Raw genomic sequence first — 18,810 nt, forward strand, 5'->3', positions numbered from 1 at the left:
GCTTACCTCGGGCGCAGGCGTGTGTCTTCTTAAGCAATCCCCCACTTGATTCTTAAATAACCGGCGATCGCCGATTGGGAAATTGCTGGGTAAACGCTGCCGCCACACAAGGAGTAGCAACCTTGTGAATATGAAAATTCTCGTCAACTGTATGAAATTATGGCTTCCATTGTTCCATATATGCCGGGTGTGCGAGATTGCCATGCATAAAAAGGGATGAAGTATTGCGCGTGAACCACTATGCTGGCCGCTATGGAAGAGATCTCGGGCGGGGAACCCAGCCAAGAAATTGCGCACAGGCCTTCCACGCAACTTGCGCGAACAGCTCCCCTGAATAAACAGATTCAACATTATCGCAGCATCAATGAGCTCGACCTCCGCCAAACCCTGTGGACTGGCATGCCAGCCGGTTTCGCACTTGCATTGGCACAGACTGGTGAGCTCGCAATGGGCCTTCTTGCCATTCCGCTACTAGGTATCGCCGTAGTCTCCGGCGTCAAGCTGCTACGCAGGCCTCCTAAATCAGTCCAAGCTGGTCAAGCCGAATACAAATCCGGTGACTATACTGCTATACAAATGTGGGCGCCGTTTCTACCCGCGCTGGGCTGGCTCGTCGCCATTCCCTTAGACTTTTTAGGATTTGAAGCGCTAGAAACTCCGCCGCTCATCAGCGGGGTCTTCGGCGGGCTGTTGTTCGGAGCTGGCATCTCATTTGGCGCCTGGGGCATGTGGAACCAAGCATTCCGTATCGGCAAGCGCCGCATCAAAAAGATCACCGAGAAACAAAGCCTGGACGGCGTCAGCGAATCCCGCATGGAAGCCGTGGAAGAAAACGGGGACATACTCGGCGCTCTTGTCACCGCAGGCGCCGTGGACGGCAACGAATTATCCGTTGCCTCACTTGGCAAACTCATGGACTGGGACAACGAAGAAATCCCTGCGCTGCAAGCCCGCGTTAATGAACTGCAATCTAGTGGTGTGGTCAAAATTTCCGGCCAAGGCCTGTACCAAAAAGCAAAGCACTGGCAGGTCACCATCACCCCGGATGGCATCCGCAACATTGCCCAGCTGGGGCATCGTTAGTCCCTGCTTCGCGTGGCTAACGATGCCGTGATAGTAAGAGTGAGAGCCCAGGCAGATGAACTCTGCCTGGGCTCTCACTGATTCAGGGTTGGACGCTAGGTCCAGCTCTTTAATGAGTGCTTACTTGTTTGGGAACCAAATTCCGATTTCACGCTCTGCGGACTCAGGTGAGTCGGAGCCGTGAACAACGTTCTCACCAACGGTCAGAGCGAAGTCACCACGGATGGTGCCTGGGGTTGCCTTGGACACTGGGTCAGTGCCACCAGCCAGCTGACGCCATGCGTCGATAGCGCGCTCGCCCTCAACAATGCCAGCGATCAGCGGAGCGGAGGTGATGAAGTCAACCAGCTCGCCGAAGAAAGGCTTGTCGGAGTGCTCTTCGTAGTGCTTCTCAGCGGTTGCGCGGTCTGCGGTACGCAGGTCCAGCTCAACTAGCTTGAGGCCCTTGCTCTCAATACGTGCGATGATCTCACCGACGTGGCCGTTAGCAACGCCGTCTGGCTTAATAAGGATGAGTGTACGTTCAGTCATGCTCAATATCGTAGACGAGTACCAAGCACATCGCAGATTTGGGGGCGCTTACTTAGCGAAGCGTTTAACGAATGCTTCTGCTTCTTCATAAGAGACATTTTTAAACCACAGCTGGATTTGTTTCACGGCGGTGCCAAACTGGCCATCGGCAAGCAAACTGCGAATCTTGTCCATCTGATCATTCGACAAGTCATCGCGTGACAGATCCCGGTCACGGCCAGGCTGCGGGGTCTGATTGGTGCGCAGCGCCAGAATCAAAAATACCGCTGCTACGCCCAAACAGATCAACGCGATAACGCGCGACATATCCAGCAAATTTGCCAGCAAAGCACCCAGGCAAAAGATCGCGGCGGCGATGGAATAGGCGTAGCGCATGGTTTACTTCTTTGCTTCCAAGTGCTGCGTGGTCAGGTAACCGCGCTTCATGCGCTCAACCAAAATGGAGCGCAGGTAAAGGCCAAAGCCCCATACCGCGATGTACAAAATCATGATCGCCGTAATCGACCAGTGAACGAGGATTCCGCCGATAGCACCCGCGAACTGCACAATCATAATCGCAGTAATTGCCCACGGCTTGCGCACCAGACCGAGCATGACCAGGTGGATAAGCCCCAGAATGGTAATGAACATCCAGTTGAAGGTGGTCCAATAGGAACCACTGTCAATCTTCAGCACGACGAGCAGGCCCAGGAAGATGGAGATGGCTTCCAGCAACAAGGTTGCAGACACCATGCCGTTAAAGCCCTTGAGCGGGTCCTTGGTTGGCTCATTGCCTAAACCAAGAGGGCTGATGTTCTCCGAAGAGTTCTGATTGTTGGTCATGCCGGTTCCTTTCCAAACATCGCACGAGCTTCGCCAGCGGTGACTACAGATCCAGTAATGACGATACCCGAGCCGGATTGAATCTCAGCATCCTCAGCCAGTTCCACCGCCTGCGCGTATGCGCCCGGCAAGTCATCAGCAACATACACGCGTTCTTCACCGAATACATCGCGCGCGGTCTCCGCCAACTCATAGGCATCGAGTGCACGCGGGGAGGTGTTTTGGGTAATGACGATCTCTGACAAGAAGGGCTCCAGCGCCTGCAAAATGCCCAGCGCGTCCTTGTCCCCCAGCACGCCAACCACGCCGATGAGACGAGCGAAATCAAAATCACGATCCAACGCCTTGCCCAGCGCGGTAGCACCGTGCGGGTTGTGCGCGGCATCGATGAAGGTGGTTGGGGAGGTGCGAACGCGCTCTAGGCGGCCCGGGCTAATGACATGCGCAAAGCTATTGCGCACATTCGCGATATCCAGCGGGTGACCAGAAGATGCGCCGAAGAATGCTTCGACGGCCGCTAGTGCCACCGCAGCGTTCTTAGCCTGGTGCTCACCGTGCAGCGGGATGAAAATATCCTCATATATTCCGCCCAAGCCCTGGATGTTGAGCTGCTGCCCGCCGACGGCGATGCGTGATTCCACGGCAGCAAACTCGCTGCCCGAACGCGCGACGCCAGCATCAACTTCCACGGCGCGCTGAAGCAGGACATCCATTGCTTCTTTTTCCTGCTCAGCGATGATCGCAATGTTTTCTTTGGGTTCTGCGAAATCATCGGACTCGGGGCGCTTTTTGATGATGCCAGCTTTTTCCCCGGCGATCTCCGTCAGGGTCTCACCCAAATATTCGGTGTGATCCAAGCCGATTGGCATGACTACAGCAACATCCGCGTTGACCACGTTGGTGGCATCCCAGGTACCGCCCATGCCGACCTCAACCACCGCGACATCGACAGGCGCATCTGCGAAAGCTGCATAAGAAATGCCGATGAGCACCTCAAACTTGCTCATCGCCGGTCCACCCTTGTCCTGGGAGGCCTTATCCACCATCTCGACATAGGGCTTGATTTCTTCCCAAATCCGCACGTAATCACGCGGGTGGATGGGCTTGCCATCAATGCCAATCCGTTCTGTCACGCGCTGCAAATGCGGGCTGGTGACCAAACCGACGCGGCGGTGGAAACCACGCAGCAAACCGTCAATCATGCGCGAAGTTGAGGATTTACCGTTCGTGCCTGATACCTGAATGACATCAAATGAGTTCTCTGGATTGCCCAGCAGATCCATGAGCATCTCAATGCGCTCTAGCGACGGCGCCAGCTTGGTTTCTGGCCAGCGCAGATTCAGCTCCGCCTCAACCACGGCCAACGCAGCTAGCTCATCCGCGCTGACTTCCTCAGGCGCCGCCGCCGAGTACTCATCTTCCTCACCGAAACCCAGGTTGAGCTTGAGCCCAGATTCTGTGATTTCAACGGGGCTGTCCTCCGTGCCTTCCGCCAGAGCGTCAACGATTTCATATTCTTCACCGGTCGACTCAGCGCCGGACTGCGCAATCAAATCATCGAGCATATCCTTCGCCGCTTGCTGGCGGCCCTCGACGCTATCGCCCTTATCTCCACCGACATTGTTGTCACCGGTGTTGCCGTGCCCTGGGGTAGTCACTATTTCAGTGCCTCCAAATGAGTATTGAGAAGTTTTCTAATCCTGCGCGTAGCCCATGCGATTCCGCCGAGCGAGCGAGCCTATCTGAGCTCAGTTTACTGACAACACCAAACCGTGTTCTCCATCCTGTCCACAACGATGTGGAGACTGCGACAATTCCAGAAGCTACCCCCTAAGACTTACCCCTGCAGCGCCGACGACCTTCCGCTCCGTGACGGCACCCGCCTGCCAGGGCAACCGCTATGACTTGGATAAACACAGAGCCACGGGATCACGGAGAAACTACCAGTTGGATGTGTGTTTCGATGAGCGGAAGGCCGCTCTTTCGGATCCTGCGCCGTACGTGAAGGTGCCGGTGACTTCTGTGAGGTCACCGGCACCTTTTCGGGTTTATTGAAACCTACTTCTTAAGCCCCGCGAGGCGGGCTTCAATGCGCTCTACTTCTTCCTGCGCGATGGTTTGACGCTCACGGATCTTGTCCACAACGTGGTCAGGTGCCTTGGCCAGGAAAGCTTCATTGCCCAGCTTGCCGCCGGTCTGCTGCAATTCCTTTTGTGCCTTAGCCAAGTCCTTTTCCAGGCGCTTGCGCTCTGCCTCAACGTCAATCGCGTCGGAGGTATCCAGGGAAACCTCGACGGTGCCTTGTGAGAGGCGCACCTCAACGGTGGCAGATGCCGTGAAGTCATCCTCCGGGGTGGTGATATTAGCCAGGTTGCGCACCAAATCTTCCTGGTTCTGCAGGTCAACCACGGCGAAGTCCAGACGGCCCGGAACCTTCTGCGAAGGCTTCACACCCTGGTCGGCACGGAAACGACGCAGCTCCGTAATGAGCTTCTCCGAATCCTGAATGCGGCGCAGCGCGGTCTCATCAGCGGTTGCACCGCCGTTGGTATCCGCCGCGGTTGGCCACGGCGCAATCATGATGGACTCGGACTGCTCACCATTAGTCAGCGCCTGCCATAGAACCTCGGTCACAAATGGCATGGTTGGGTGCAGCATGCGCAGGACTACATCGAGGACGCGGCCCAGAACGATCTGGGTGTTGCGACCGGTTGCGGACTCACCGTCACGAGGAATCTGGGTCTTGGCAATTTCCAAGTACCAGTCACACAGCTCGTCCCATGCGAAGTGGTAGAGCAGCTCATTAGCGCGCGCGAACTGGTAATCATCCAAATAAGCATCCACGCGAACGCGCACATCCTCGGCGCGGTCGAGGATCCATCGGTCGGCATCGGTTAGCTCATCGCGGTTTGGTAGCACGTCAATACCCGCACCGTTCATCAACGCGAATTTGGTGGCGTTGAACAGCTTAGTGGCAAAGTTACGTGCCGATGCTGCGGCATCACTGCCCAATGGCAAGTCAGTGCCTGGGTTTGCGCCACGCGCCAAGGTGAAACGCAGCGCGTCCGCACCGTAGTCACGGACCCAATCCATCGGGTCAATGCCGTTGCCCAAAGACTTCGACATCTTGCGGCCCTGCTCATCACGCACCAGGCCATGCAGGTACAAATCCTTGAATGGAATCTGCGGACGACCGTTCTCACCTGTGCCCAACAGCTCTGGGGTCTGGGTGGATGCAAAGGTGCCGAACATCATCATGCGGGCAACCCAGAAGAAGATGATGTCATAGCCGGTGACCAGCACGTTGGTTGGGTAGAACTTCTCCAAGTCTGGAGTCTTCTCCGGCCAGCCCAAGGTGGAAAATGGCCACAGCGCGGAGGAGAACCAGGTGTCCAAAACGTCAGGGTCCTGAACGTAGCCTTCCGGCGCGGTCTCATCTGGTCCGACGCACACGATGTCGCGGTTGCCCTCGGCGTCTTCTGGTCCGTACCAGATTGGGATGCGGTGACCCCACCACAGCTGACGGGAAATAGTCCAGTCATGCATGTTGTCGACCCACTCGAAGTAACGAGCTTCCTGGGCCTCAGGGTGGATGTTGGTATCGCCCGCGCGGACTGCTTCCGCAGACATCTTGGCTAGCTTTTCCACAGCGACGAACCACTGTAGAGACAGGCGTGGCTCAATTGCCTCACCGGAGCGCTCCGAGTGGCCGACGGAGTGAACATAAGGACGGATTTCTTTAACAATGCGACCCTGCTCAGCCAAAGCCTCACGGACCTTCACGCGTGCTTCTTCGCGCGACATTCCATCAAACTGGGTGCCAGTGTTAGCGATATGGCCGGTGGTGTTCATGACCGTTGGCATATCCAGGTTGTGGCGGTTGCCCATGGCGTAGTCATTCGGATCATGCGCCGGGGTGATCTTCACAGCACCGGTACCGAATTCCGGATCCACGTAATCATCAGCGATGACCTTTAACTTCAGGTCATCACGGAATGGGTGGTCAAATTCGTTGCCAATCAGATCCGCATAACGCTCATCTTCTGGGTGCACAGCAATAGCAACGTCACCGAGCATGGTTTCCACACGGGTGGTGGCAACAATCATGTGCGGCTCATCATCATTGAGGGAGCCATAACGCAGCGAAACCAGTTCGCCTTCCACGTCCTTGTACACAACCTCAATATCCGAAACCGCGGTTTCCAGAACTGGTGACCAGTTGACAAGACGGTTGGCCTGGTAGATCAAACCAGCATCATAAAGCTGCTTAAAAATGGTCTGGACTGCGCGGGACAAACCTTCATCCAGAGTAAAGCGCTCACGGGACCAGTCAACCGAGTCACCGATCGCCTTCATCTGGGAGGTGATGGTCTTACCGAACTCATCCTTCCACTCCCAGACCTTGTCAATAAACTCTTCGCGGTCATAATCCCAGCGGGACTTTCCTTCGGTCTCCTTCAGGCGCGCCTCAACCTTGGTCTGAGTCGCGATACCCGCGTGGTCATAGCCCGGCAACCACAACGCCGAGTAGCCCTGCATGCGCTTGCGGCGAATAATCGAGTCCATAAGCGTATGGTCCAACGCGTGGCCCATGTGCAGCTGACCTGTCACATTAGGCGGTGGCAGCACAATAGAAAAAGGCTCTTTGTTCGGGTCTTCATCAGGCTTGAAGTAGCCCTTTTCAACCCAGCCTTCATACAGTTCGGTCTCTACTGCCTGGGGATCCCAGGACTTAGGAAGAGCGTCTGCGCGATTGGTACCAATAGTCTTATTTTCCTTAGTCACGCAGACGATTCTACACGGCAGCTACCCCAGTTACTTCAGCAGGTCAGCCACCATGTCGCGCTCTGCTTTCAGCTCATCTACCGAGGCCTGAATGCGCTCTTGCTGGGCATCGGTCACATCCAGTCCCGTGACAACTTCCCACGCGCCACCAACAGCTCGGGTTGGCAATCCCACGAAGAGTCCTTCTTCAATACCGTAGGAACCATCGGAATAGATGCCCGCGGTGCGCCACGCGGCCGGGTCTTCAATGCCATGAATCCAGTCGCGCATGTGGTCAATCGACGCAGAGGCTGCCGATGCCGCCGAAGAGCTTCCGCGTACCTCAATGATCTCTGCACCGCGCTTGGCCACGGTCGGAATCAAATAATCTTGCACCCACGTGGCATCGACAAGCTCTGCGACGTTTTTACCCTGCGCCGTGGCATAGCTGATATCTGGGAACTGCGACGCCGAGTGATTGCCCCACACAGCGATCTGCGCGAAGTCAGCGACTGGAATGCCCAACTTGGCGGAAAGCTGCGATACTGTGCGGTTATGGTCCAAGCGCATGAGCGCATTGAACTGCTGTGGCGCCAAATCCGGCGCGTTGGAGGAAGCAATCAACGCATTGGTGTTCGCTGGATTTCCCACCACCAGCACACGAACGGTCCTGCGTGCGACGTCATTAAGCGCAGCTCCCTGCTCCGTGAAAATCGCGCCATTGGCGGTGAGCAAATCAGCGCGCTCCATACCCTTCTTGCGCGGCTGCGCGCCAACCAAGAAGGCCGCCGATACATCCTCAAAAGCCTCACGCGGCTCAGACGTGACCTTAATATCGGTCACCAATGGGAAAGCCGAATCCAGCAACTCCATCGCCACACCCCGTGCAGCCTGCTCAGCCTGCTCAATCTCCAGCAAGTTCAACTGCACAGGCTGATTCGGGCCATACACCTCCCCTGCCGCAATGCGCCACAGCAAGGAATACGCAATGTTTCCTGCAGCACCAGTGACTGCAATCTTGACTGGCTCGGCTGAATTGAGAAGATTTTCAGGAGTGGACATGCGAATACACCTTTCAAGGCCATGCTATGCAAAGAAACTTCACTATTCACCCCCAGCCTAGACCAAAATCTTAAGCTTTGCCCCACCCCCCAAATCGGTTGACAAACTCACATTTGACTGTGCCGCTACCCCCATTTCTCCTGCGTTTTTGGCCGAAAACTAACGCCGTTGCTAAGCACAGGCAACACCCGAGTGTTGTTTAGTGCACGATGGAGGGAAGTACGTATCATTAATGTTTCCATTTTTGGATTTGATTCGGTTCGCGAGGGATAGTCACGCGCACGCTCTATTTTTATGCCGAAACTACGCAAAGGGAGATTTGCACAGGATGACCACCAATGACCACGTTGACGCTCCGGCCAATGTGACTGTTGAGGAAGTCATTGGCATTGCCATTGCCCAGTTCGCCGCCGACGGATACGACGGCACCAAAATTGAAAACATCTCCCGCGAGTCCGGCATGTCCAAGCGCATGATCCACTATCACTTCGGTGACAAGAAAGGCCTGTACTTGCAGAGCCTTGAAGCCGCGTTGGATAAGTTGCAGCCTCCTTTTGACCAGCTGGTTATTGACTCCGCCGTTCCAGTGGAAGGCATGCGCAAATTAGTGGACAGCCTGTTTGAACTGTTCATGAAGAACCAGGACGCATTGCGCATGATTGTGGAAGAAAACTCTCACCCCGTCATTGATGCTGCTGAACATCCTGCGATTGCGGACCTATCCGGGGTGATGTTGCACCTCAACCGCCTGCTCATGCTGGGACAAGACTCCGGCGCATTCCGCCCGGGTATTTCTGCGAATGACCTTTATTTGCTCATTACCTCCATGACTTTGTTGCCTGTGACCACACAAAACATCACGCAGAACCTATTCAGCGTTGACTTGTCATCGCCTGACAACGTCCGCGGCTTACACCGCTTGATTGTGGACATGGTATTGGCCTTTTTGACGTCCAATATCCCCGACAGCGGTCACCAAAGCTACCTTGAAGAAGATATGTCTGAGTCCAAGACGGATTCTTCTGCCAGCATCTATGACGATGGTGGCACGGATGACATCTTCTCCTAAGTAATCGAATTCCTAGCAAAAAGGCCCATCTCCGCACTTTATGTGCACAGATGGGCCTTAATCTTTGCTTGGAAGGAGGAGAACTAGGACGCCTTTTCTTCAGAGTCCGTGTAAACGTACTCTGGCTCTGCTTCGCCACGTACTGCCTGCGCGGTGACGCGAACCGTGTCAATGTCCTCGCGGTCTGGCAAGTCATACATGACTGGCACCAGGAGCTCTTCCAGGATGGCGCGCAGACCACGTGCGCCGGTCTTGCGTTCCAGTGCTAAATCAGCGATTTCGCTCAAAGCTTCTGGTTCGATATCAAGGTGCGCGCCGTCCATTTCAAACAGGCGCTGGTACTGCTTGACAAGAGAGTTCTTCGGTTCCGTCAGCACCTGGACCAAGGACTCACGGTCAAGGTTTTCAACTGTTGCCACAACTGGCAGACGGCCAATGAACTCTGGGATGAGACCGAACTTGACCAAGTCTTCAGGGCGGACCTTTTCAAACATGTCCACGCGCTCGCGCTCTTCCTGGGTATCAAGCTTGGAGCCAAAGCCTACGCCCTTCTTACCCACGCGCTCAGCGATAACCTTTTCCAGTCCTGCGAACGCACCCGCGACGATGAACAGGATGTTTGAGGTATCTAGCTGAATGAACTCTTGGTTTGGGTGCTTACGTCCACCCTGCGGTGGAATAGAGGCAACCGTGCCCTCGAGGATTTTCAGCAGTGCCTGCTGCACGCCTTCGCCGGAGACGTCACGAGTAATGGATGGATTATCCGACTTGCGGGAAATCTTATCCACCTCATCAACGTAGATGATGCCGCGGCTTGCGCGGTCAACGTCAAAGTCGGCTGCCTGCAATAACTTGAGCAGAATGTTTTCCACGTCTTCACCGACATAGCCGGCTTCCGTCAACGAGGTGGCATCGGCAATAGCGAAAGGCACATCCAGCATGCGCGCCAAGGTCTGGGCAAGGTAGGTCTTGCCGGAACCTGTTGGGCCGAGCATCAAGATGTTGGACTTGGAGATCTCAACATCATCGTCTTCTTTCGCACGACGGCTCGAGGATGCTGCAGCGGCCTGTGCTTCTTCAGCCTTGATGCGCTTGTAGTGGTTGTACACCGCAACGGACAGCACACGCTTTGCCGCATCCTGGCCGATGACGTATTTATCAAGGAAGGATGAGATTTCCGAAGGGCGAGGAAGCTTCTTTTCTTCGCTCTCAGCGGCGGCAGCCTGTGCTGCACCAAGTTCTTCTTCAATGATTTCATTGCAGAGCTCAATGCACTCATCACAGATGTACACTCCACCACCGGCGATCAGCTTCTTAACTTGCTTCTGGCTCTTGCCACAGAAGGAACACTTAAGCAGGTCAGCGCTTTCTTGCATACGTGCCATGAAGATCTTTCTACTTGAAGAAAATTAGAGCTTGAAGTCTACTTGTCACTGCAGCCTATAGCCACAGCCTCTACTTGTGCGGCGTCAACTTCTCCCCGCCGCACCGTATTTACTCCACCTTAGTAAATGCAGCCCGATCCTTACCAACGCGACATCCATCCGGCGCATTCCATCCGCACCGCTGTGAACTTCCCGCATTACAAACGCCATCTTCGTCGACCTTGAAAACTGCAACGACCGGCCTCCTCCCCCACATTCGAGGAAGAGACCGGTCGTTATGCCAATCGGCGCCTAGCGCAAGACGAGCTTTCTAACGGAAGGTAGCGAACTGCTTTACTACCCACTTACTGATGAACAGCAAGATGACGCCCAGGATGACAGAGACGACACCCAAGGAGATAAAGAAGGTGTTCTCAGCGGAAGCATCTTCTGGGTTGTAATAAGCAGCCAAAGAACCTGCCAATGAGGTACCGATGGACACTGCCATCATCCACACCGCCATCATGCGCGATGGGAATGCATCCGGTGCAACCTTGGTGGCCAACGAGTTACCCACTGGAGAGAGCATCAGCTCACCCATGGTGAACAAGAACAGGATCCAGATGATGGCGATCATTGGGGTGGAATTCGCTGCACCGCCGGAGAACGGCAGGAAGAAGAACAGGGAGACACCAATGATGATGTTGCCGACGCCGAACTTCACAGGGGTGGACCACTGACGCTTGCCCAATTTGGTCCAGGCAGCGGCGAAGACACCAGAGAAGATAATGATGAAGATTGGGTTAATAGACTGCACCAGTGACGGTGGAATCTCCCAACCGAAGATTTCGCGGTCCAGGCGAACATCTGAGTAGATGGTCAGCACGGTGAACTGCTGCTGGAAGATAGCGAAGAAGAGCACGCCGGAGATAAACATTGGAATAAAACCAATGAGACGCTTGCGCTCCAGATCGGTGGTCAGCTCAGAGCGGTACATCTGCAGCCACAATACGATTGCCGCGATCAGTGCAACGACGGTGACGATGTTGGACAACCAGTCCATCTTCACAATGCCGGTGGTCAACAGCACGGTAGCAATGACAACGATGGCAGCAATCACGATGATCACTGTGGTCAGCTGAGACTTGGTTGCTGGGTTTGGAACGTCATGGCCAGCATCCTTGATGGTGTGCTTGCGCATCATCATGTACTGGATAAGGCCAAGCCCCATGCCGACTGCGGCGATGCCGAAGCCCCAGTGGAAGCCCTTCCATCCCCACAGCGCGGTGGTAAGAAGTGGGCCGAGCAAGCCACCAATGTTGATGCCCATGTAGAAGATGGAGAAACCACCATCACGGCGTGGGTCATCCTTGGTGTACAGCGAGCCCAGAACTACCTGCGCGGTGGTCTTAACGCCACCGGAGCCGATAGCGATAAGGACCAGGCCAATAGCTAAGCCGGTGATACCCGGGATGATCGCCAGGGCAATATGTCCCAGCATGACCAAAATGGCCGAGTAGAACAGGGTGCGTTCAGAGCCGAAGACTTTGTCAGCAACGATGGATGCCAGCAGGCAGGCCATGTAGACCAGACCGCCATAGGCGCCGACAATGGAGGCTGCCGCTGCCTGAGGGATTCCGAGACCGCCGTCGGTAACGGAGTAGTACATGTAGAGCAGGACGATGGCTTGCATGCCGTAGAAGCTAAATCGCTCCCACATTTCAACGCCAAAGAGGTTAGCCAATCCCCAAGGATGGCCGAAGAATTGCTTCTCCTCCTGCTCCTGCGCGCGATGCTGATCACTCGCGCCAGCTTGTGTTTGAGTAGAAGACATGAATTCGATTTGAACACAACCTGTCCGGCTGTTCAAAATCATAAACCCGCACTTTTCCCAGCTCATAGCCGTTGACACACAGGCAACACCCAAGCGCCGAAACCTAGCTTTGGCCAAAGTTGTGCCGCGATTAAGCACTATTGAATTCAAGAAAGATGAGCTGTTTCAGACGTATTACTGCAGTAAATGCAACCTAGAGCAACACCAAAGCACGTCTCCAATTACGCAGTTTTTCGCCCTCGGATACAGCACCACCCCCAACAATTAAACACCCAACAAGATAGTCAATTAAGTGAACTAAGAGACAATTGGCATCTGCGGTCTGATTTCTCACTAGTTGAGATTCTGCGAGCGATCTGCGGCCTTTTCCCGACGTTTCACCCCACCCCGACGCGAAACAACGGGAAGAAAACAGCGAAGTGGGATGGCTCCCTTTTTAAGGAACCATCCCACTTAGCTTCACTGCACGCTAGGACGTGTGCGAACTAGAGTGCACTAGCTGAAATTAGTTGTTGAGCTTGCGGTAATCAAAGACCTGGTCGATGATGCCGTACTCTACTGCTTCTTCAGCGGTCAGAATCTTGTCACGGTCAGTATCAATACGGACCTGCTCTGCGGTGCGGCCGGTGTGTTCGGCCAGAGTGTTTTCCATGAGGCGACGCATGCGCTCAATCTCTGCAGCTTGGATCTCCAAGTCAGAAACCTGACCCTGGGTGCCCTGGGTGGCTGGCTGGTGAATCAGAACGCGAGAGTTAGGAAGCGCAGCACGCTTGCCCGGAGCACCCGCTGCCAAAAGGACGGCAGCTGCGGAAGCAGCCTGGCCCAAGCAGACAGTCTGAACGTCAGGGCGAACATAACGCATGGTGTCGTAGATAGCCATCAACGCGGTGAAAGAACCACCTGGGGAGTTGATGTACATGGTGATGTCGCGGTCTGGGTCCATGCCCTCGAGCACGAGCAGCTGCGCCATGATGTCATTGGCAGAAGTGTCATCAACCTGGGTGCCCAGGAAGATGATGCGCTCTTCAAAAAGCTTGGAGTACGGGTTGGTTTCCTTGGTGCCCTGTGCCGACTGCTCAATAAAAGATGGCAGTACGTAACGGGATGAAGGCATTTGGAAGTTAGACATAATGAGTTTCTCCTTTATCCCTTAGTTGCTAATTGGTCCGGATGCGGCGTCAATGACGTGGTCAACAAGACCGTAGTCCTTGGCCTGCTGTGCGGTAAACCAGCGGTCACGGTCAGAGTCCTTGGTAATCTGCTCAAAGGTCTGGCCGGTGTGCTCTCCAATAAGCTCAGCCATTTCGCGCTTGGTAGCTGCGAACTGCTCTGCCTGAATTGCGATATCGGATGCGGTACCGCCAACGCCAGCAGAAGGCTGGTGCATCATGATGCGTGCGTGAGGCAGTGCGAAGCGCTTGCCCCTGGTGCCGCCGGACATCAGGAACTGGCCCATGGAAGCAGCCAAGCCCATACCGTAGGTGCGGATATCGCATGGCGAGTACTTCATGGTGTCGTAGATTGCCATGCCTGCGGTGACGGAACCACCTGGGGAGTTAATGTACAGCGAGATATCACGAGTTGGGTCCTCTGCGGACAGCAGCAGAATCTGCGCGCACAGCTTGTTTGCAATCTCATCGTCGACCTGGGTGCCCAGGAAGATGATGCGCTCACTCAGCAAGCGCTCGTAAACACTGTCACCCAAGTTCATACCTGCGCCCTGGGAGGACATCTGAAGCTTGTCAGACATGGTTAATGCTCCTTGTCAGTTCTAAATTTTATTGTTGGCTTTGAAGAAGTACCTCTTCATTGTCAATGGCACCTACCCTACTTAAACTTCGCCACCGCGTGCGAGAAAAATAGGGCTTGTTCGCTGATAGCGTTAACCGTCCTTGGGAAACATAAGTTTCGGGGTTTAACAGGTCACACCACTGCCAATGCTCGCATGTCGCCGAGGAGTCAGTGCAGATCGAAAAAGGTCCTAGCTCTCAAGCTAGGACCTAATTCTTATTAGGCTAATTCACCCTCAAGCGAGGAGTTGAGAAGCACTCAGAAGCTAATTTATGCCTCGTCGTTGGTGTTCTCTTCTGCGTTAGCTTCGTTGGTGTCTTCTTCGCCGAAGTACTGCTCAACGTCAACTGCGTTGCCCTCATCGTCCTTAGCCTCAACGCGGCAGATAGCTGCTGCGAGTGCCTTGCCACGACGAACGTCGGAGAACAGGTTGCCGATCTGACCGTTGGAAGAGATCTGCTGGATGAACTGGTTAGGGTCCATGCCGTAAGACTGAGCGGTGAACATGATGTGGTCGCTCAGCTCCTGCTGGGAAACCTCTGGCTCTTCAATATCAGCCAAGGTGTCCAGGAACAGCTGGGTGCGAACGGACTCTTCAGCAGACTCGCGGGATTCCTTGTCGAATTCCTCGCGGGTGGTGCCTTGAGCCTCAAGCATGCGGTTGAGTGCAGCATCATCGTGCGCCATCTCGCCGAGGATCTGGTGCAGCTGTGAGTGAACCTGCTCATCGACAACAGACTTAGGAAGTTCGAAGGAAACCTCAGCCAAAGCTGCCTTCAGAACCTCGTCGCGGATTGCGACAGCCTGGTCGTTCTTCTTGGACTCTTCGAGACCATTCTTGGTGTTCTCACGCAGTTCCTCGATGGTGTCGAACTCGGAAGCCATCTGTGCGAATTCGTCGTCGAGCTCAGGAAGCTTGCGCTCCTTGGTCTGCTGAACGTGAACCTTGATGGTTGCTTCCTTGTCCTTGTGCTCGCCGGACTCGATGGTCGCGGTGAACTCATTGTCCTCGTCGGTCTTCAGACCACGAAGAGCGGTGTCGAGGCCCTTGATCAGGTCGTCATCACCAACACGGTAGGACAAGCCCTCGGTGGAGATTTCAGAAACCTTCTCGCCGTCAACTTCAGCATCAACGTCGATGATTGCGAAGTCACCGGTCTTCAGCTTGCGCTTGGTGTCCTTGAGCTCACCGAAACGCTCTGCAAGATCGTTGAGTGCATTGTCTACGTCCTCATCGGCAACAGCCAATGCTGGGACGGAAACGGAAATCTTGGAGAAGTCAGGTACTTCGATTTCCGGGCGAACATCAACCTCAGCGGTGAACTCAACGAAGTCGTTGTCTTCAACCTTAGGGATGTCGATGTTTGGCTGGCCGATAACCTTCAGGTCATTTTCATTGACTGCCTGCTCGTAGCGGGAAGGAAGCATGTCGTTGACGACCTGCTCCAGCATTGCACCGCGGCCGAAGCGGGCATCAATCAACTGGCGAGGGGCCTTACCCTTACGGAAACCCGGAATTGATACCTGCTGCGCAATCGCAGAGTAAGCCTGGTCGATTTCCTTGTCGAGCTCAGCGAACGGAACGTTGACGGTGAGCTTGACGCGGGTGTCGCTCAGCTTGTCCACGGTAGTCTTCACGAGTATTTCTCCTGATTAGTTGTCTGCATTTACTAACTGCTGCAGTGTTTAGCAATTGTCAACTGCATAATTTACCAAACGGCTGTTTCAAACAGTAAAGGGGCCTGGGAAATCCTTTACCAGGTTTCCCAGACCCCATACGTCGGGGCGACAGGATTTGAACCTGCGACCCCCTGCTCCCAAAGCAGGTGCGCTACCAAACTGCGCCACGCCCCGTATGTAGCCACCGGAGTTGCCTCCGTGCTGCGTACGTTTGATTACTCTAGCCTAGGAAGTTTTAAAGCTACAAATCCGCCCCCAATTAAACTTAAAACCGCACACTAACCGCAGGTCAAAACAGGTATGGAAATTTGGTCGCTTTAACCCGGATCGCTACACATTGCTCAAAATCTCCCGCCAGAATCAGATAAACCAGCCATGCTCAACGAAACTTATCGTCGTATTTCATCGGCAAGCTGCTAACAGCCGAAAAATAAATGTGGGAACGCAGCACACTCTCGAAGTGAAACTGCGTCCACCAACAAGGGCTAAGTAAAGAAAAGTGTGTCTGAATTAGCTTACTTCTGCCAGCTCAACAACTGTTTTTAGCCGGTTAATAGGTCTCCAAGAGCTATTAACCGGCCTTTTGCGTTCAATACCGAGATCCCGTGAAAAGTGTGCTAACCGGTTCTGGTTTGATTTTCCGGTGAGTACAAACAGACCAAGATGCCCCATCTGTACAGGGCTAATGAAGAAAAACGGATACACACAAGCCGGCACCCAACGCTGGCGATGCACACAAGGCTGCCGCGGATCCTCAGTAAGAAACAGCCAACAAGCCAGCAAAGACGCCGCAACCTTCCGACTGTTCTACACCTGGATCACCACGGGTCGTTCCCTCAACAGCCTCGCACAAGAACACAACACCACCCGCCAAACCCTGCACGCACGCATGAAATGGTGCTGGCTGATACAACCTAACGTAGAAATCGACCACAATAGGGTCTATGACCAGCTATTTATCGACGGCACCTACCTCAACAAACAGTGCCTGCTCATCGCCGCAAGCCTCGACCACGTCGTCGCATGGCTGTGGTGCGATAAAGAATCCACCACCAACTACATCAAACTCATCTCCCAACTACAGCCCCCACTGATCATCACCCTCGACGGCGGGACCGGAGCCTTATCAGCAATCAAAAAATGCTGGCCCACCAGCCACATTCAACGCTGCACCGTCCACGTTCAACGCCATATCAGACGCCAAACCACCTCCAGGCCACGCACAGAAGCAGGCAAAGCCATCTACGCACTAGCCCTGTCGCTGACCAAAGTAGAAACCCCCGACGACGCCTACCAATGGAATACAAACCTGCTGGCCACCCACGAGTTTTACAAACCCACACTCGCTAAGAAAACCTTTTATAAACGCGGTCAACACCCCAGCGGGAAAACCTGGGACTGGACACACGGTCAAGTCCGACGGAGTGGTGTTTCTGCCTTTCGTTGAAACAAGCAGTGTGATGGCCTCAGGGACCAGCACGGGCTTGGTACTGTGACTGGTTCATGCGACTTCCTTGGTGGTGGTGTCGGCGTCGATGACGTTGGCGGTGATCATTGCTTTGGTTTGCTCAAGGCTTGTCAGTGACATGTAGCGGTTTTGCTGAATCCAGTCATCATGTTGTTCTGCCAACACAGCACCAACGAGGCGCACAACAGCGTCACGATTAGGGAAGATTCCAACAACATCTGTGCGGCGCCGGATTTCTCGATTGAGCCGTTCAGTGGGGTTATTCGACCAGACCTTCTTCCACACTGATTTCGGCGTATTGGTAAACGCCAATAGTTCGTCGAGGGCTTCTTCTAGGTAGTCGGCCACGTGTGGGAACTTCTTCTCGCAAAATGCCACGACCTCTTTGGCTTGGGACCACACCGATTCCGAGTCTGGTTGTTGGAATATCGTGTGAAACATCGCCGATAACGTCGGCCATTGAGTCTTGGGCACCATCGCTGAGAGGTTCTTCGCGAAATGGGTACGGCATCGTTGCCAGGACGCATTCGGTAACACGTCACTGATCGCGTGCTGGATACCTAAGTGAGCATCACTGGTTACCAAATAGACCTCATTAAGCCCGCGGGCTTTTAAGTCACGGAAGAACCCGGTCCATGACGATGCTGATTCCGAGGTAGCAACCTGCATGCCTAGTAGCTCGCGGTAGCCTTCAGCATTAACCCCGGTAGCAAGGAGTACGGAGGTTTTAACCACTCGTCCGCCTTCACGGACTTTCATGGTTAACGCGTCACATGAGACATACAAGTATGGGCCGGTATCTAGTGGCCTGGTGCGAAAATCTTCGACCATGCAATCAAGATCTTTCGCCATCTCAGAGACCTGGGATTTTGAGAGATTATTGATACCTAGACTAGCGACAAGATCGTTCATCCTGCGAGTGGATACGCCCTTCAAGTAGCAGGTGGCTATCACGGTGGTGAGTGCTCGTTCGGCCCGGGTTCGTCTTTCCAGGAGCCAGTCCGGGAAGAACGATCCAGTGCGTAGCTTAGGTACTGCAACATCGATGGTACCCACGCGAGTATCTAGGTCGCGGTGGCGGTAGCCGTTGCGGACATTGGTGCGAGACTCAGACGTGGTGGCGTAATCGGCGCCGCAGACTTGGTCAGCTTGGGTCGAGAGGATTTGGTTAATGAAACCTTGAAGCATCTCGCGCATGAGATCTGGGGATGCTTGAGCGAGCAATTCGTCTAAGTAGGTAGTCGGGTCTATAGAATAAGGGGCAGCGGCCATCGTGGTTATCCCTTTCGAGGAAGTGTGGTTATGGAATCGAAAGGTACTACGGTGGTCGCCTCATTCATTC

At 54.4% G+C, this 18,810-nt stretch carries 15 protein-coding genes and 1 tRNA gene; 3 read left to right on the forward strand and 13 right to left on the reverse strand.

Annotation, left to right across the window (positions count from 1 at the left end; genetic code table 11):
- Window positions 1-252 precede the first annotated feature (252 nt).
- Window positions 253-1,083, forward strand: coding sequence for a hypothetical protein (locus CCASEI_RS10940; protein WP_025387998.1), 831 nt, complete (start codon window positions 253-255; stop codon window positions 1,081-1,083).
- Between the two features lie 120 nt (window positions 1,084-1,203).
- Here CCASEI_RS10940 and ndk read toward each other — a convergent pair whose 3' ends face one another.
- From ndk to CCASEI_RS10970, 6 genes are all read right to left on the reverse strand, one after another.
- Window positions 1,204-1,614: a nucleoside-diphosphate kinase gene (ndk, locus tag CCASEI_RS10945; RefSeq protein ID WP_006821946.1), complete on the reverse strand. Its 411-nt coding sequence runs from the start codon at window positions 1,612-1,614 to the stop codon at window positions 1,204-1,206.
- Between the two features lie 48 nt (window positions 1,615-1,662).
- Window positions 1,663-1,989, reverse strand: coding sequence for a hypothetical protein (locus CCASEI_RS10950; RefSeq protein WP_025387999.1), 327 nt, complete (start codon window positions 1,987-1,989; stop codon window positions 1,663-1,665).
- A gap of 3 nt (window positions 1,990-1,992) precedes the next feature.
- The gene (locus CCASEI_RS10955; protein WP_006821944.1) at window positions 1,993-2,436 is read right to left on the reverse strand and encodes a DUF4233 domain-containing protein; all 444 of its coding nucleotides are present in this window, start codon (window positions 2,434-2,436) and stop codon (window positions 1,993-1,995) included.
- Entirely contained in the window at window positions 2,433-4,001 is a 1,569-nt protein-coding gene (folC, locus tag CCASEI_RS10960) for a bifunctional tetrahydrofolate synthase/dihydrofolate synthase (protein WP_038575181.1), read from the reverse strand. Before folC ends, CCASEI_RS10955 begins: the two co-directional genes overlap by 4 nt.
- 493 nt (window positions 4,002-4,494) lie before the next feature.
- Complete coding sequence (locus CCASEI_RS10965; RefSeq protein WP_404825305.1) at window positions 4,495-7,230, reverse strand: valine--tRNA ligase; 2,736 nt, start codon at window positions 7,228-7,230, stop codon at window positions 4,495-4,497.
- A gap of 21 nt (window positions 7,231-7,251) precedes the next feature.
- A complete protein-coding gene (locus tag CCASEI_RS10970) occupies window positions 7,252-8,262 on the reverse strand; it encodes a malate dehydrogenase (protein ID WP_025388002.1) in 1,011 nt (336 codons plus the stop codon).
- Between the two features lie 328 nt (window positions 8,263-8,590).
- On the opposite strand from CCASEI_RS10970, the gene CCASEI_RS10975 reads away from it, so the two are divergent.
- The gene (locus CCASEI_RS10975; protein ID WP_006821941.1) at window positions 8,591-9,331 is read left to right on the forward strand and encodes a TetR/AcrR family transcriptional regulator; all 741 of its coding nucleotides are present in this window, start codon (window positions 8,591-8,593) and stop codon (window positions 9,329-9,331) included.
- 83 nt (window positions 9,332-9,414) lie between these two features.
- Here the strand turns inward: CCASEI_RS10975 and clpX are convergent, their stop codons facing one another.
- The 6 genes from clpX to CCASEI_RS11005 all read right to left on the reverse strand — a co-directional run bounded on the left by clpX (window position 9,415) and on the right by CCASEI_RS11005 (window position 16,174).
- The gene (gene clpX / locus CCASEI_RS10980) at window positions 9,415-10,716 is read right to left on the reverse strand and encodes an ATP-dependent Clp protease ATP-binding subunit ClpX (protein ID WP_025388003.1); all 1,302 of its coding nucleotides are present in this window, start codon (window positions 10,714-10,716) and stop codon (window positions 9,415-9,417) included.
- A gap of 310 nt (window positions 10,717-11,026) precedes the next feature.
- Window positions 11,027-12,529 carry a peptide MFS transporter gene (locus CCASEI_RS10985; RefSeq protein ID WP_025388004.1) on the reverse strand — a complete coding sequence of 501 codons (1,503 nt, stop codon included), beginning with the start codon at window positions 12,527-12,529 and terminating at the stop codon, window positions 11,027-11,029.
- Window positions 12,530-13,034: 505 nt separating this feature from the next.
- Window positions 13,035-13,658, reverse strand: a complete 624-nt coding sequence (locus CCASEI_RS10990; protein ID WP_006821939.1) for an ATP-dependent Clp protease proteolytic subunit — start codon at window positions 13,656-13,658, stop codon at window positions 13,035-13,037.
- Between the two features lie 21 nt (window positions 13,659-13,679).
- On the reverse strand, window positions 13,680-14,279 hold the full coding sequence (locus CCASEI_RS10995) for an ATP-dependent Clp protease proteolytic subunit (RefSeq protein WP_025388005.1): 600 nt from the start codon (window positions 14,277-14,279) through the stop codon (window positions 13,680-13,682).
- 311 nt (window positions 14,280-14,590) lie between these two features.
- A complete protein-coding gene (gene tig, locus CCASEI_RS11000; RefSeq protein ID WP_025388006.1) occupies window positions 14,591-15,958 on the reverse strand; it encodes a trigger factor in 1,368 nt (455 codons plus the stop codon).
- 142 nt (window positions 15,959-16,100) lie between these two features.
- Window positions 16,101-16,174: transfer RNA gene (locus tag CCASEI_RS11005), tRNA-Pro, on the reverse strand.
- Between the two features lie 469 nt (window positions 16,175-16,643).
- Here CCASEI_RS11005 and CCASEI_RS15080 point away from each other — a divergent pair.
- A complete protein-coding gene (locus CCASEI_RS15080; protein WP_449720066.1) occupies window positions 16,644-17,447 on the forward strand; it encodes a transposase-like zinc-binding domain-containing protein in 804 nt (267 codons plus the stop codon).
- Between the two features lie 54 nt (window positions 17,448-17,501).
- Here CCASEI_RS15080 and CCASEI_RS11015 read toward each other — a convergent pair whose 3' ends face one another.
- Entirely contained in the window at window positions 17,502-18,740 is a 1,239-nt protein-coding gene (locus CCASEI_RS11015) for an IS256 family transposase (RefSeq protein ID WP_025388007.1), read from the reverse strand.
- Window positions 18,741-18,810: the final 70 nt, after the last annotated feature.

This window comes from Corynebacterium casei LMG S-19264 (genome assembly GCF_000550785.1).
Lineage (GTDB): Bacteria > Actinomycetota > Actinomycetes > Mycobacteriales > Mycobacteriaceae > Corynebacterium > Corynebacterium casei.

What these genes read in the sequence shown, in the direction of transcription:
- CCASEI_RS10995 (WP_025388005.1), bottom strand. Translation starts at nt 14,279, where the DNA reads ATGTCTGACAAGCTTCAGATGTCCTCCCAGGGCGCAGGTATGAACTTG.
- folC (WP_038575181.1), bottom strand. Translation starts at nt 4,001, where the DNA reads ATGCTCGATGATTTGATTGCGCAGTCCGGCGCTGAGTCGACCGGTGAA.
- CCASEI_RS11015 (WP_025388007.1), bottom strand. Translation starts at nt 18,740, where the DNA reads ATGGCCGCTGCCCCTTATTCTATAGACCCGACTACCTACTTAGACGAA.
- CCASEI_RS10950 (WP_025387999.1), bottom strand. Translation starts at nt 1,989, where the DNA reads ATGCGCTACGCCTATTCCATCGCCGCCGCGATCTTTTGCCTGGGTGCT.
- CCASEI_RS10955 (WP_006821944.1), bottom strand. Translation starts at nt 2,436, where the DNA reads ATGACCAACAATCAGAACTCTTCGGAGAACATCAGCCCTCTTGGTTTA.
- ndk (WP_006821946.1), bottom strand. Translation starts at nt 1,614, where the DNA reads ATGACTGAACGTACACTCATCCTTATTAAGCCAGACGGCGTTGCTAAC.
- CCASEI_RS10970 (WP_025388002.1), bottom strand. Translation starts at nt 8,262, where the DNA reads ATGTCCACTCCTGAAAATCTTCTCAATTCAGCCGAGCCAGTCAAGATT.
- CCASEI_RS10990 (WP_006821939.1), bottom strand. Translation starts at nt 13,658, where the DNA reads ATGTCTAACTTCCAAATGCCTTCATCCCGTTACGTACTGCCATCTTTT.
- CCASEI_RS10985 (WP_025388004.1), bottom strand. Translation starts at nt 12,529, where the DNA reads ATGTCTTCTACTCAAACACAAGCTGGCGCGAGTGATCAGCATCGCGCG.
- clpX (WP_025388003.1), bottom strand. Translation starts at nt 10,716, where the DNA reads ATGGCACGTATGCAAGAAAGCGCTGACCTGCTTAAGTGTTCCTTCTGT.
- CCASEI_RS10940 (WP_025387998.1), top strand. Translation starts at nt 253, where the DNA reads ATGGAAGAGATCTCGGGCGGGGAACCCAGCCAAGAAATTGCGCACAGG.
- CCASEI_RS10975 (WP_006821941.1), top strand. Translation starts at nt 8,591, where the DNA reads ATGACCACCAATGACCACGTTGACGCTCCGGCCAATGTGACTGTTGAG.